Source organism: Lysinibacillus sp. FSL M8-0355, assembly GCF_038008985.1.
Classification (GTDB): domain Bacteria; phylum Bacillota; class Bacilli; order Bacillales_A; family Planococcaceae; genus Lysinibacillus; species Lysinibacillus fusiformis_D.
The window spans coordinates 2,007,778-2,021,294 of record NZ_JBBPAI010000001.1; the positions used below are offsets into that span (position 1 = coordinate 2,007,778).

Below are 13,517 nucleotides of genomic sequence, written 5' to 3' on the forward strand. Positions count from 1 at the left end.
GCTTAAAAATAAATACTCTTCTATCCCAAAATATTTCAGATAGAAGAGTATTTTCATATAAAGCAAGCTAATTCCAATAATATTATAATTTCACTTCGTTTCATTAATTGTGAGTGGTAGTTGCACGTATAGTCCCAGATAGTAATTTACTCTCATTTAAACTAATCCCTAGGAAATCGTAAATAGTCTTTAGAGTTGCTAATTTTCCTAATAAAAATAAAGCTAAATTATATGAATTTAGAATTAATTCCTGACTATTTGTAGAAGCCACTCTATTTAAATCACTATTCATTATGATATTTAATTTTTCCTTACAGAAGCCGCCGTGTTCCTCATGCTCTATTGTACAAAATTTAACGCTACTCCAAGATGCTGAAGTTATTCCGTTCTTCTTGAAAATTGATGTGTAAATTGAAGAGTTGATTAATGCACTATTAGAAATAATCTCTTCAGCAAGTATAGCTTCTTGAGCCCACATAGTAACAGGTGGATTAGATTCAAAATGATGTCCTAAAGTATGACCACAATCTTTTTTAATAGCTAATGATAATCTACTATAAGTATATTTTATTATTAATTCTTGTAGCTGTGCAGGCACGTTGCTGTATGAATTTAAGTTTACACTTAATTTACTAAAATATTCATGTAGTTTACTCAACAAAATTCCCTTATTGAAATTAACATCATACAAAGTACGATAATTATCTCTAGACATAACTCTATCATGACTTTCATGATGTAAATAATGATTTTTGTAAGTAGGCTTGTTTGAAATATTAATTAGATGAAAATCATCGATTATTTTATTAGTAAATTCTACAATGTAACCTTTATCTAAAATTTGATTTTGGAGTTCGGTTTTTAATACGTTTTCTTCTTGTTTATATAACGGTTTCTCAAGCATATTATGTAACCTAGTTTGAAGTTCTTGGTTAAACTTTTGCTCGGCAAAATTTACTCTTTTTTTATGGAAATTCCCCATAGGTATTACGGATTTTATAGGATTTAGTAATTCAATGCTATTTTCAATTATAGAGTTTGTTTTTAGAATCGCTAATTTACTTTCAAAATCTTTCATTGCTTTAATGGTAGTATTGAGCGTTTCTTTATAATCTATATCATCTAATATTTCATCACGAATATTATAAATGAATAGTACTCGTGCGCCACCTATAATCGGTTCCATTTTTTTTACTGACTTTTCATATTCAGAAAGGTTATCTGATCGCATCATAAACAGATATAAATCAGCATCATTAATATTTTCTAACCCTTCAACATTCCCCGATACCCCGGGAGTGTCAGTAATAATTAGACTTTGGATTCTATTCCCCATGATTTCTGTGGCTAATTGACTAGGTCGAGAATTAATTTCAATTACGTCCAATTTTGGATCTAATTGTTTATTTTCTCCAGCATTTTCTGAAGAAAGTTTTGAGAAGGTATTATTATGTGTAATTTGATATTCAAAGTCTTTTAATCCTTCCTCCGTTAAAGGATATCTAATCCCATTTAAAGATGAATTAGGACTAATAAACCGAATAGTTTGTTGTTCTGATGAAAGATTATTATTTAAAACATATTGAATATTAATTTTAGTGAAATCACCTCCATCTGATGCGAAGTGTTGTCTAATCAAATTTGAATCCTCACAAAATCTTGAACATAATAAACTTTTCCCTACACGAGCACGTCCCACGATACCGATTTTTTTAATCATTAATTTCGCCTCCTTGGTAAAATTTAACCATATTTATTTTTATTTGTATATAACACTTATTTTGGTTGAATTAGAAAATGTAAAAATGAAAGATATCTAAATTTAGAGATAAAAGGATTTAAAGCTAAAAGTGGGAAACAGTTTAGTGCTGCACTTCGTTTAGTTAAAGGTAAAATTGAATTTGATTTTAATGTAAATAAAAAATAATAATTAAGGCGGTTTGTATTCGTACAAACAGCTTTTTATATTGTGAATAATTGTTTCTAGAGATAGTGTTAAAAAATGAAAATTTAAAAAGTGTAGTAAAAATTCGTACCCTGTCAGTAAAAGAGCTAGAGGACTATATAGAAAATCTGTTAACCATCAATTTGCTTGAGCTTTTTCCTAACAAAGTTATTTGTAATTTGCAAATAATTGAAGAATAACTAATAATTATGGAGCTGGTTGTTGTTCTTACTTTCCCCTATTCATAAAATGCTAAAGAAAGCTTAGAAGTATTATTAATGATAGGCGTTATTCCGTATTCGCCACTATTTATATGTTTATCAATCAATTTTGTGAATAAAACTTTTGGCATCGGTCTCCCTAGAAGTGAAAATGTAAAAAGTTCATTGACTATTAAATTACAAAGTATCTTGATATTTCCAATTTTCGACTCTTTGCCATTACGTATTGCATTTTCGCTTTTTATGTATCTTAACCGTAAAATCTAAGTAGGAAGGCGTGTAAATCAATCTTAAAAAATGTAATTATGTTCAGTGAGATTAATGAATATAACATTTCCGGATAAAAAAGCGGTAGTAGAGTGCTTAATATAGGAAATTCTCATAACAACATCAAGAATTGGATGGATCAATTTCATTTAAAATCGAGTAGAAACGATGGGGAACTAACAAATTAGATATACCTTGTCGTATAATAGGTATAGAACATCCCCAAGTCTGTTAATGTTTGTATACAGGAAATCGAACATTTCAAGCCTGAAAAATTTTATGAAATTGAAGGGGTTTTCAAAGCACAAAATGGTATATATAAAGGGAAGGCAAATTTAAAAACGAAAGAGCGTGCAGAGGCTGTGCAATTATTGCAACAGCATGGGATTGAACCGCTGGATACGGGTCTAATTACAAGTATAACGAATAAAAAGAAGCGGATCGCACCACCTAAACTACATGCGTTATCAACATTACAAGCTGCTGCCAATAAGCGTTGGAAATACAGTCCATCGCATGTGTTGAAACTTACGCAATCACTTTATGAGAAAAAGCTCGTTTCTTATCCACGTACTGATTCTCAGCTCATTACACATCATGAGTTTGCCTATTTAAATGACTCATTGGCCAACTATCAGCAGCTCGTGGGAAAGTCATTTCATGCAATCAACCGAGGGAATAACAAACGCTACGTCGATAGTGCCAACGTTGGGGAGCACTATGCTATTATCCCAACGAAAAAAGTGCCGACAGAAAAAGCGTTACAATCCATGAATGCGGATGAACGAAATATTTATTTTGAAATCGTCAATACGACACTCGCTATGTTTCACCAAGATTATCAATACGACGAAAAAACGATCATAACGAATGTCAAAAACGTTGCGTTTAAAACGGTAGGGAAAACAGAGCTTGTAAAAGGTTGGAAAGAATTGTTTTCAAATGAGAAAGAGTTGCAGGAGCGTGAAGAGTCGTTACCTGTTGTTTTCCAAGATGAGATGGTACAAAGTAAGGTTTCTATTTTAGAAGGCACGACAACGGCTCCTAAGCCTTATACAGAAGGTCAACTCATTACGATGATGAAAACATGTGGTAAATCGGTTGAGGATGAAGAGGAAATCGAGGTGCTGAAGTCGATTGAAGGTATTGGGACGGAAGCAACTCGTAGTGGCATTATCGAGACGATTAAAAAGCATGGATTTATTGAAGTACGAAAAAATATCGTGAGTATTACGTCTAAGGGTGCGCTTTTATGTCGAGCAATTGAAGGAACATTACTGTCAAGTCCATCGATGACGGCAAAATGGGAAATTTATTTACATAAAATTGGTCATGGAGAAGGGTCAGCCAAACATTTCATTGAAAGCATAGGCAAGTTTATTAATCAATTAATAGCGGAAGTGCCTAAACAGTTAGAGTCACTTACAATTGAAGCGGAGCAGTTTAAACCAGCTGTTGTGAAAGATATTGTGATGTGTCCGACATGTAAAGTTGGAAAAATAGGTTTGCGTAAAAGTTTTTACGGTTGTTCGAATTATAAAAATGGTTGTAAGCAAACGTTTCCAGGAAGGCTATTAGGAAAAAAACTAACGGAGAAGAATATTCATGATTTATGTAAGATTGGTAAAACAGCTGTGATGAAAGGGTTTAAATCAAAGAATGGCAAACAATTTAATGCGTCACTCCGTTTGGTAGAAGGGAAAATTGAATTTGAGTTTAATGAAAAGTAAAGCGGGGGAGCTTTATGATCTATGGTGCAAAAAAACTGATCAATTGAATTCATTTTATAGTTTTTGCTAACGCTCTTATGTGTATCGAGCAATATAGACAGAAAACCCGAGCTAGTCAAATCATATAGTTCGGGATTTTTTATGGGCTAATGTGAGGTTAATTTTTGATAGTGATGAAGGAGATTCTCTACTTGGTCTTGGATTATTTGTTGTAATGCTTTGGGCTTCACGGAGATAATATGCTGACCATACCTCATAAAATAATTGCTGATGAATGTTTCTTCTCCTGGGTTGTAAAAGCCCTTAATTACAGTTTTATCACCCATTTCTAGTGTCATAGAAGGGTAATGTTCTTTATAAAAAATATCCTTTGCCTGTGCTGAAATTTCTACCTCAAATGCAATACGTTTCTTTGGTTGATCCATTTCTAATGACCGATTGATTAGTGCGTCTAGAGAAAAGTGCATGCTACTATCTATTACTTCAATGGACGTTATTTTATCACATCTGAAAACCTTCACCTTCTTCGTATCCACTTCTATGCCAGTTACATACCATTGCCCAAATTTAGCAGATATTTTGAAAAATTGAACATGGTAATCTTTTTGCTCATTATTTTTTTGATATTGAAATTGACAGCTATATTCATGAAGAATACTCATTAAAATCTTATCTAAAAAAAGACTAATATGATGATGTTGGTTAGCTTCAAATTGCAGGACTTTTTTCATTTGATGCATCTGTTCTACTTGATGTTTAGACAGACAGCTTTCAAATTTTTCATTTAATTGATTAACACTTAGATGAAAAGGTGTTGATTGGTAAGATTCTAATGTGAGCATAGCAAAGTACAAAGCATACACCTCATCCAATGTAAAAATAATAGGGGACAATAGCCTGTTTTTTAAGATGCCATACCGTCCATGTCTTCCATGCTCGGCAAAAATAGGCATGCCTAATTGCTCTAAAGAATGAACATCACGTAGCGCTGTACTTTTAGAAATGCTGTAGGTAGTCATTAAATCTGTTAAATTAAAAAATTCCCGACCATTTAAGTATCTGATCATATCATTAAGTCGTTCTGATTTTTTCATGGTCATCTCCTTAAAAGGTGTCATGTTTTGATACCTTTATATTCTAAAATAAGAGTTAGGTAATATCAATGGAGTTATTATCTAACAATTTTACTAAGGGAGATTGATACGATGAGTGCCACACTTGAAGTCGCTATTTTTTTATCCATGAACGGAAAGGCAAAAGAAGCTGTCCAATTTTACAAAGAACATTTGAATGCGGAGGAACTGTTGCTTGTGACATATGAGGATATGGCAAAACGTGACAAGACAATGCGTCTTACAGAAGAAAATAAACAGCATATAGCACATGCTGTTTTATTAATTGGCAAAACAAAGCTAATGCTAGCAGAAGCTACAATGGATGTTACGGAACATTATGTAGTAGGAAACCATTCCTCATTATGTATACAGAGCGCAGACCTAGAAGAAATGGAGCATTTTTACAAGAGCTTAACGTCAGATGAAAGAGTAAGAATCATTGTTCCGTTATCCAGTAATGTTTTTAGTAAAGCTTATGGCATTATCGAAGACCCGTTCGGCATTCAAATACAATTAATGTTTGATGAAAGATTACTAAATGGCGCATAAGCAAGTCCTTTGGGTATGGGCTTAACCTATACCCAAATCTTCTTTACTTTTCAAAGGGATTGTCAATATAAGGCCCTTTAATGGTAATACGCATGAGCTGGGTCGCCATAAATTTTGGTGTATACGGCATATCATGTTCCAACCACCAAACAATCACTTCAAGAAAGGCAGCGGCATAAAACCGTACAGCCATCTCACGGGGCACTGTTAGCTTTTGATCGTTAGGCTCCATAATTTGAATGCCACTTGAGACGAAATTGATAATAATGTTTTTCAAACCATCAGAGAAATAAGGGATATTCTTTTCCGTGAGATAAACCTTATAAAGCTTACTATTCAGCGCTATTTGTTCAAATAAATGCATAAATGTCTCGTGAGGCTGGTCATAATTTGGTAATAAATCAAAATCCTTTTTCTCCTCAAAGTTTGGACGAATACTACTGACAAGCTCATGCAAAGTTTCTTCTGAGCTTTGATAGAGAAGGTCCAGCTTATCACGGTAATGTAAATAAAAAGTGGCACGATTTAATGTGGCTCGTTGTGTAATATCTTGAACTGTAATCTTCTCATAGCCTTGTTCATCAATTAATTCCACCAGTGCATCTCTTAATAATTGGCGTGTTCGGATGACGCGGGGGTCCATTTTTTTCGACATTTTTATGCTCCTTGTATCAAATTTTCTATTTAAACAACAGATTTATTGTGAATGTTGTGTAAGCATCATAACAGGTTTTTGTGTTGTTTGCCCTTTTTAAATAGCGAGTTATAATTATATTAACGACACGGTGTCGATAATACAACTGGTTGTTAACGTATTCACGAATTGTTCATTTATATAGAAGGAAGGAAGTTTTTATTATGGGTCGTTTAAATGGAAAAGTAGCAATTATTACAGGAGCAGCGATGGGGATGGGTGCATCCGAAGCAAAATTATTCGCACAAGAAGGCGCAAAGGTAATTGCAACAGATGTGCAAATCGAGCCATTGCATAACTTAGTTAAAGAAATTAAAGAAAATGGTGGAGAGATTATGGGGCTTTCACATAATGTCACTTCAGAAGACGAGTGGAAAGCAGTAATTGCGGAGGCTGTAAAGGCTTACGGCAAAGTCGATATTCTTGTCAACAATGCAGGCGTTTCATCACCAAAAACGATGGCTGACATGGAAATGGCTGAATGGAATAAAATTATGGATATCAACCTGAATGGCTGTGTTATTGGTATGAAATACGTGATTCCTGAAATGCAAAAAGCGGGCGGCGGTTCAATCATTAATATTTCTTCCATTGGCGGAATCGTTGGGATGGCTGGTACAAGCCCCTATACAGCAGCAAAAGGTGCGCTGCGTGTACTTTCTAAATCGGCTGCTATCGAATACGGCAAAGATAAAATTCGCGTGAATTCTGTGCACCCAGGCATTATCGTCACACCGATGACAGCACCGACAATGGTAGAGGGAGGCGCACTACCATTCTATCAAACTTACACACAACTACCATATTTCGGTGAACCGGAAGATGTAGCCTATGGTGTAGTCTTCCTAGCATCTGACGAATCTCGTTTCATGACAGGCGCAGAGCTAGTGATCGATGGTGGCTGGACAGCCATGTAATCCAATAGCACAAGTAAAACTAGGCATCACATAACGTGAGCCTAGTTTTTTTATGTAGAGGAAGGCAGCTGCTCATGAAAGATTGTTGCATCCAAGCAATTGAGCGAGAACTTCAATGATTAATAGAATACTCGCGGAAGGAGGAGGAATACTCGCGGAAGGAGGAGGAATACTCGCGGAAGGAAGAGAAATACTCGCGGAAGGAAGAGAAATACTCGCGGAAGGAGGAGGAATACTCGCGGAAGGAAGAGGAATACTCGCGAAAGGAAGAGAAATATTCACGGAAGGAAGAGAAATACTCGCGGAAGGAAGAGAAATACTCGCGGAAGGAAGAGGAATACTCGCGGAAGGAGGAGGAATACTCGCGGAAGGAAGAGGAATACTCACGGAAGGAGGAGGAATACTCGCGGAAGGAAGAGAAATACTCGCGGAAGATCGAGGAATACTCGCGGAGGGAAGAGAAATACTCGTGGAAGATCGAGGAATCCTCGTGGAAGGGCAAGAAACTCTGTGAATGAGATAACGCCCTTGAAATCAAGCGTTAGAACTCTGCTCAAGTCGTCTTTTTTACATATAAAATAGCACAAACATAGTGGCTGTTTGTGCATATCATAGTTGGAGTAAGCGTTTTCTTCATTATATAGAAGAAAGTCAAAATGGAAAATTTCACGAATATGTGAATGTCACGAAAAAAAATTCATAAAAACCTTAACTATTTCATGCGAAATCCGTATAATAAATCAAACAGTACGAAAATTGTCCATATTTCTCGATAAATTGCGTGAATTTTTTAAATTGTATTGACGTAGGAAACGATAATTTGTACACTGTGTACATTCAATTGTTTTTTGGAGGAATACAATTAATTTGAAAAGTTAGGATTTGATAGATATGATCGTGTGTAAATTTGGTGGAACATCTGTAGCAAGTGCAGAACAAATTCAAAAAGTGGCAAACATTGTGAAATCTAATCCGGCACGTAAGATTGTTGCCGTTTCAGCACCAGGGAAACGTTCTGATGACGATATAAAAGTAACAGACCTATTAATACAATTAGCAAATGCAGCGTTACAACATGAGAATACGGAAGAAAAATTGCAAACTGTTGTGAATCGTTTTCGAGCGATTGCAGATGGTTTGGGATTAGACCATGCCATTTGTGACGTAATTGCGGAAGATTTACGTGAACGTGTACAAGGTGACAAAACGAACGTGGAATTATTCATCGATAGTATTAAAGCAGCAGGTGAAGATAATAATGCCAAGCTGATAGCAGCTTACTTTAATGCCATTGGTATGCCCGCACGCTACATTAGTCCAAAAGAAGGTTTAGTGGTCAATGATTTGCCTGAACGCACATTTGCTTTACCCGAAGCGTATGCTAATTTAGCCCCTTTAAAAGATACAAAAGAAATTATTGTGTTCCCAGGGTTCTTCGGTTACACTAAAGCGGGCGTATTGCGAACATTTGACCGCGGTGGCTCTGATATTACAGGTTCCATTTTAGCAGCAGCCGTTGAAGCGGAGCTGTACGAAAACTTTACGGATGTGGATTGTGTGTTCTCTGCGAATCCGAAAGTTGTCAATGATCCAGTGGAAATTAAAGAAATTACGTATCGCGAAATGCGCGAATTATCATATGCAGGCTTTTCAGTGTTCCATGATGAAGCGTTAATGCCTGTCTACAAGATTGGGGTGCCCGTTAACATAAAAAATACAAATAATCCATTAGCCCCAGGTACTCGTATCGTACCAAGCCGTCCTGCAACAGGTCGTCCCGTTACAGGAATCTCGGCAGACAGTGGCTTTTCAACTTTATATGTTTCTAAATATTTGATGAATCGTGAAGTAGGCTTTGGACGAAAGCTGCTCCAAATTTTAGAAGATGAGAATATTTCTTATGAACACACACCGTCTGGCTTAGACGATATTTCTGTCATCATGCGTTCAAACCAACTAACTCCAGAAAATGAAGCACGTATTATTAGTCGTGTGAAAGAAGAGCTACATGCTGAGTATGTAGAAATGCGTCACGGTTTTTCGATGATCGTGATTGTTGGCGAAGGGATGCGTCATAATACAGGTTTAGCTGCCCGTGCTGCCACAGCGATTTCAGAAACTGGCGCAAATATTGAAATGATCAATCAAGGTTCTTCTGAAGTCAGCCTCGTATTTGGGGTCCTTCAGGAATATGAAAACCGTATTTTACAAGCGTTATATGAAGAGTTTTTTGCTCATGCGAAAGCAAAATGACACAATCATCACTAATCCAAGTGTTTCTTGCTTGGATTAGTGTTTTCTTTTTGCTTAGAATACGGTAAAATCGAGGGCGTACATAAGTTGGGAGGGTTTTTCGTGAAGAATTTAACAATTGGGATGCTTTTCTCCATCCTTGGGATACTTTTTGTCTGTTTAACGATTATGGATATTTTACCGTCATCGACCAAAACAATGAAAATTGTTTACATTGGCATTGGCTGGGTCTTTATTATTATAGGCTCTGTGATCCGCTTTAAAAATCTCAAACAAAAGCAACAATAACGCCTTGAAATTGGAATTGTGACAATAGCCAAAGTTATGATACAATTTCAAAGAAAATAAATAATTTGAGTATTATGAAGTTGTTATTCTGTACATACGTTCAGAAGGTTCAAATTTGAATAAAGAATCGACAGTACAAATTCTTCTTTGTAAGAATTTGTTTTTTTATGTTCCGTAACTATCTCGTGCGAGGAGGCGATGAAATGCCTATACTGACGAAAGACCATATTCAACTATTTGATCATTATGTTGCTCTTCAAACAGCTTCACCTATGAAGGTCGTATCCTCCGCCATGCATAATCCAGGCTTTGGACATTATACGCATCTCATGAATCGAACAGTACCCATTACTTATGATGAACGGCAACCCCATCAGGAATTACAGCAATTTTTGCAGGCACAGGGCTTTCCGCCCCACAACACTGTAGCCATGATGACGGCCGTTCAGGCCCAATTTGCGACCATTCGCGACTTTACATTTGAAGGCATCCAACTTGTCATTATGATTACTGCGGGGCTAGGTAATGCGGTCGATATTACACGTGCTTTTCATCGGGAGGAGCAGTACCATGCAGGGACGATTAATACATGGGTGCTCATCAACGGAAAGCTATCGGATGAAGCACTATTTCAGGCAATGATTTCAACAACAGAAGCCAAGGTGAAGGCGTTAGTGGATGAAGCTATTACAGACCCAACAACAGGTACGCAAGCTACAGGTACTTCTACCGATAGCTTGCTAATTGCCTCCACAGAAGAGGGGGACTACCATCAGTATGCAGGCCCCATTACGATGCTCGGCAAGGTCATTGGCTATGGCGTCTATGAAACGATGCGTGAGGCTGTAAGGAAATACAAAAAAGATAAAGAGGAGAGAGCTTGATGATTGCTATCGTAATTGCCTGTATCATAGGGCTTGTTTTCGATTTATTAGTAGGAGACCCTCCAAAGCTTTCCCATCCTGTACGCTGGATTGGACATTTGATTCAATCGCAAACAGCTCTATGGAATAAGGGCAAATGGCGAAAGCTGCGTGGGATGGTGATGGCACTTGCTGTTGTTGGGACGACCATGTTTATAGTGACATTGATTCTGCTCCTTAGTTATCAGGTAAGTATCATTTTTGGCATTCTAGTAGAAGGGCTTCTCATTGGGATTGGACTGGCACAGCGTAGCTTGAAGGAGGCGGCAATGGCTGTCTATGAGCCGCTTGTCAAAGGTGATTTTGCGGAAGCGCGTGTCAAGCTGTCGTGGATTGTTGGACGTGATACCGAGAAGCTGGATGAAGATGAAATTGTGCGTGGTGTGGTAGAAACGGTTTCTGAGAATACAAGCGATGGCGTGACAGCACCGCTCTTTTATGCCTTTTTATTTGGGGCAATTGGGTTATGGGGCTATAAGGCTGTCAATACATTAGATTCGATGGTCGGCTATAAAAATGAAAAATACAAAGACTTTGGCATGTTCTCTGCCAAGCTTGATGATGTGCTGAATTTTATTCCAAGTCGTATTACAGGCTTGCTAATTGTGCTTGGCACAAAAAATGAAACAAATTATTCGCTTGGCAAGCGTTTAAAGCGATGGGCACAGGATGCGAAAAAGCATCCAAGTCCAAACAGTGGCTATTTAGAGGCAGCGACGGCTGTGCAGCTCGGTGTACAGCTCGGTGGAAAAAATACGTATAAGGGTGTTGTCTCTCATCGAGCAATTATGGGAGAAAAATTAGTTCCTTTAACAAAGGAGCATATTGCTACATCTATTCTTCATATGCGTATTGCCACAGTTCTCTTTACGCTTGTCATGCTAGCAGTGGAGGTGTTCATTTATGCCATTACCTAATCACGGAGCAAATCCGCATAATGTGTATCAGCAATTAGGCTTAACTATGCCTGAAGTAGTGTATGATTTTAGTGAAAATGTGAATGCCGCGGGACCGCCATCCTTTGTGGAGGCACGGTGGCGTACATTTTATCCGCTAATTCAACGTTATCCAGATCCTGATGGAGAGCCCTTTTTAACAAAGGTTGCAGCTTTTCATCAAGTGGCAAAGGATACGATTCTATTAGGTAACGGGGCATCAGAGCTTTTTAGTGTGCTAGCAAGACGCTATGCGAAAAAGCGTGTCATCATTGTGCATCCGACTTTTTCTGAATATGAGCGAACATTGCGTGCAGTGGGTGCTGATATTGTGCCCGTTTTGGTGACAGACTTCATCGAGTACACATTACCTATGGAGCAGCTACAGCATGAAATGATGGAGGCAGACGCAGTTTATATTTGTACACCTAATAATCCGACGGGCGTCCTGCCGAAAAAAGAAGATTTACTTGCCTTAATAGAGCATGGAGCTGCCGTTAACTGTGAGCTTGTCATTGATGAAGCCTTTATGGATTGGGTAGATGAGGCGTATTCGCTAATTCATAATAGTACACAACAACCGCATGTCATTGTCGTACGTTCGATGACTAAAATGTATGCGATTCCAGGTTTACGTCTAGGTTATTTAGTTGCACATGCTTCCATTGTGAGCACTTTAAAGGACATGCTGCCTCATTGGAATTTAAATGCCTTTGCGCTTGTTATTGGTGCGAGCTGTTTAGATGAACAGCATTATTGTCAGCAAGCCATTAGCTATGCGACAGCGCAAAGAGAATGGCTGCATCTTTATTTACAAGAAAATGGCTGTCAAGTAACCAATAGCGTTACCAATTATGTGTGCTTCTCACTACCAAAAACACAGCAGGCAGATACCTTTTTCACCTATTGTCTAGCACAAGGTATTGTTCTGCGTCATACGAAAAATTTTCAAGGTTTACAGGGTGAATGGTTCCGTATTGGAATAAAAGATATTGCGGCCATGACTTCTTTACATAATTGTCTGCAAGCTTGGTTTAGCGCAAATAAGGGGAGAGAAAAGTGACAACTTTTTATCTAGTAAGACATGGGGAAACACAATGGAATCAAGAGCAACGACTACAGGGGTGGCTGGATTCACCATTAACAGAAAACGGTAGAGCAGCGGCTGAACGGCTACACAAGCAACTGCAACAGATCCCATTTGCTGCTGCTTATTGTAGCTCAAGTGGTCGTGCGAGGGAGACGATGGCTATTCTCACAGCCAATCGCCAGCTGCCTATTGCCTATGAAGATGATTTACGAGAAATCTATTTAGGGGAATGGCAAGGTCATACCATCGGGGATATACTAGCGACAGATAGGCTGAATTATGAGCTATATACAAACTATCCAGCACAGTTTATTGCTACTCATACCGAAAGCTTCGGCGCTGTGACAGAAAGAGCGATGTTTACACTCAAAAAAATAGCAGCCCAATATCGGGATGAATCAATCCTTATTGTCTCTCATGCCGTCACCATTAAATGTATTATCAACGCTATTTTACAGCGTAGCATTAGTGAGCTGTGGACAGCGCCATATATTCATGGGACGAGTGTAACAGTGATTGAACGACAAGCTCAACAATGGCTTGTCCAAGATATCGGTAATTTGCATCATTTACAATAGGAGGTGCCTGAA

14 protein-coding genes are annotated in these 13,517 nt (G+C 37.7%); 11 read left to right on the forward strand and 3 right to left on the reverse strand.

All coding sequences use genetic code 11. From position 1 onward, the window contains the following. Positions 1 to 103: 103 nt before the first annotated feature. A complete protein-coding gene (locus tag MKY46_RS09640) occupies positions 104 to 1,720 on the reverse strand; it encodes a hypothetical protein (RefSeq protein ID WP_340834043.1) in 1,617 nt (538 codons plus the stop codon). A gap of 108 nt (positions 1,721 to 1,828) precedes the next feature. Between MKY46_RS09640 and MKY46_RS23795 the strand changes: the two genes are divergently transcribed. Together MKY46_RS23795 and MKY46_RS09645 are read left to right on the forward strand one after the other, a co-directional pair. Next, positions 1,829 to 1,927 (forward strand): topoisomerase C-terminal repeat-containing protein, encoded by a 99-nt coding sequence (locus MKY46_RS23795; protein WP_445299960.1) that lies wholly within the window; start codon positions 1,829 to 1,831, stop codon positions 1,925 to 1,927. 757 nt (positions 1,928 to 2,684) lie between these two features. Next, positions 2,685 to 4,163: a type IA DNA topoisomerase gene (locus MKY46_RS09645; RefSeq protein WP_340812691.1), complete on the forward strand. Its 1,479-nt coding sequence runs from the start codon at positions 2,685 to 2,687 to the stop codon at positions 4,161 to 4,163. Between the two features lie 146 nt (positions 4,164 to 4,309). Here the strand turns inward: MKY46_RS09645 and MKY46_RS09650 are convergent, their stop codons facing one another. Next, positions 4,310 to 5,257 carry a helix-turn-helix transcriptional regulator gene (locus tag MKY46_RS09650; RefSeq protein ID WP_340834045.1) on the reverse strand — a complete coding sequence of 316 codons (948 nt, stop codon included), beginning with the start codon at positions 5,255 to 5,257 and terminating at the stop codon, positions 4,310 to 4,312. A gap of 111 nt (positions 5,258 to 5,368) precedes the next feature. Here MKY46_RS09650 and MKY46_RS09655 point away from each other — a divergent pair, with 111 nt between their 5' ends. Next, the gene (locus MKY46_RS09655; protein ID WP_036117320.1) at positions 5,369 to 5,827 is read left to right on the forward strand and encodes a VOC family protein; all 459 of its coding nucleotides are present in this window, start codon (positions 5,369 to 5,371) and stop codon (positions 5,825 to 5,827) included. Between the two features lie 43 nt (positions 5,828 to 5,870). Here the strand turns inward: MKY46_RS09655 and MKY46_RS09660 are convergent, their stop codons facing one another. After that, positions 5,871 to 6,482 carry a TetR/AcrR family transcriptional regulator gene (locus MKY46_RS09660; RefSeq protein ID WP_036117321.1) on the reverse strand — a complete coding sequence of 204 codons (612 nt, stop codon included), beginning with the start codon at positions 6,480 to 6,482 and terminating at the stop codon, positions 5,871 to 5,873. A 203-nt stretch (positions 6,483 to 6,685) separates the two neighbouring features. Here MKY46_RS09660 and MKY46_RS09665 point away from each other — a divergent pair, with 203 nt between their 5' ends. The 8 genes from MKY46_RS09665 (at position 6,686) to MKY46_RS09700 (ending at position 13,505) form a co-directional block, all read left to right on the forward strand. Beyond that, entirely contained in the window at positions 6,686 to 7,438 is a 753-nt protein-coding gene (locus MKY46_RS09665) for a glucose 1-dehydrogenase (protein WP_036117323.1), read from the forward strand. 115 nt (positions 7,439 to 7,553) lie between these two features. Beyond that, positions 7,554 to 7,952 (forward strand): hypothetical protein, encoded by a 399-nt coding sequence (locus tag MKY46_RS09670; protein WP_340834047.1) that lies wholly within the window; start codon positions 7,554 to 7,556, stop codon positions 7,950 to 7,952. 377 nt (positions 7,953 to 8,329) lie between these two features. Continuing rightward, on the forward strand, positions 8,330 to 9,691 hold the full coding sequence (locus tag MKY46_RS09675; RefSeq protein ID WP_036117325.1) for an aspartate kinase: 1,362 nt from the start codon (positions 8,330 to 8,332) through the stop codon (positions 9,689 to 9,691). A gap of 102 nt (positions 9,692 to 9,793) precedes the next feature. Beyond that, positions 9,794 to 9,979: a hypothetical protein gene (locus MKY46_RS09680; RefSeq protein ID WP_036117327.1), complete on the forward strand. Its 186-nt coding sequence runs from the start codon at positions 9,794 to 9,796 to the stop codon at positions 9,977 to 9,979. 203 nt (positions 9,980 to 10,182) lie between these two features. Further along, positions 10,183 to 10,863: an adenosylcobinamide amidohydrolase gene (locus MKY46_RS09685; protein WP_036117329.1), complete on the forward strand. Its 681-nt coding sequence runs from the start codon at positions 10,183 to 10,185 to the stop codon at positions 10,861 to 10,863. Then, positions 10,863 to 11,819 carry an adenosylcobinamide-phosphate synthase CbiB gene (gene cbiB / locus MKY46_RS09690; protein WP_036117330.1) on the forward strand — a complete coding sequence of 319 codons (957 nt, stop codon included), beginning with the start codon at positions 10,863 to 10,865 and terminating at the stop codon, positions 11,817 to 11,819. Before MKY46_RS09685 ends, cbiB begins: the two co-directional genes overlap by 1 nt. Then, positions 11,806 to 12,900: a pyridoxal phosphate-dependent aminotransferase gene (locus tag MKY46_RS09695; protein WP_036117332.1), complete on the forward strand. Its 1,095-nt coding sequence runs from the start codon at positions 11,806 to 11,808 to the stop codon at positions 12,898 to 12,900. Before cbiB ends, MKY46_RS09695 begins: the two co-directional genes overlap by 14 nt. Further along, positions 12,897 to 13,505 carry a histidine phosphatase family protein gene (locus MKY46_RS09700; protein ID WP_036117334.1) on the forward strand — a complete coding sequence of 203 codons (609 nt, stop codon included), beginning with the start codon at positions 12,897 to 12,899 and terminating at the stop codon, positions 13,503 to 13,505. The genes MKY46_RS09695 and MKY46_RS09700 overlap by 4 nt, the downstream gene beginning before the upstream one ends. The last annotated feature ends 12 nt before the right edge of the window (positions 13,506 to 13,517 follow it).

What these genes read in the sequence shown, in the direction of transcription:
- MKY46_RS09655 (WP_036117320.1), top strand. Translation starts at nt 5,369, where the DNA reads ATGAGTGCCACACTTGAAGTCGCTATTTTTTTATCCATGAACGGAAAG.
- MKY46_RS09695 (WP_036117332.1), top strand. Translation starts at nt 11,806, where the DNA reads ATGCCATTACCTAATCACGGAGCAAATCCGCATAATGTGTATCAGCAA.
- cbiB (WP_036117330.1), top strand. Translation starts at nt 10,863, where the DNA reads ATGATTGCTATCGTAATTGCCTGTATCATAGGGCTTGTTTTCGATTTA.
- MKY46_RS09670 (WP_340834047.1), top strand. Translation starts at nt 7,554, where the DNA reads ATGATTAATAGAATACTCGCGGAAGGAGGAGGAATACTCGCGGAAGGA.
- MKY46_RS09685 (WP_036117329.1), top strand. Translation starts at nt 10,183, where the DNA reads ATGCCTATACTGACGAAAGACCATATTCAACTATTTGATCATTATGTT.
- MKY46_RS09675 (WP_036117325.1), top strand. Translation starts at nt 8,330, where the DNA reads ATGATCGTGTGTAAATTTGGTGGAACATCTGTAGCAAGTGCAGAACAA.
- MKY46_RS09650 (WP_340834045.1), bottom strand. Translation starts at nt 5,257, where the DNA reads ATGAAAAAATCAGAACGACTTAATGATATGATCAGATACTTAAATGGT.
- MKY46_RS09665 (WP_036117323.1), top strand. Translation starts at nt 6,686, where the DNA reads ATGGGTCGTTTAAATGGAAAAGTAGCAATTATTACAGGAGCAGCGATG.
- MKY46_RS09660 (WP_036117321.1), bottom strand. Translation starts at nt 6,482, where the DNA reads ATGTCGAAAAAAATGGACCCCCGCGTCATCCGAACACGCCAATTATTA.
- MKY46_RS09640 (WP_340834043.1), bottom strand. Translation starts at nt 1,720, where the DNA reads ATGATTAAAAAAATCGGTATCGTGGGACGTGCTCGTGTAGGGAAAAGT.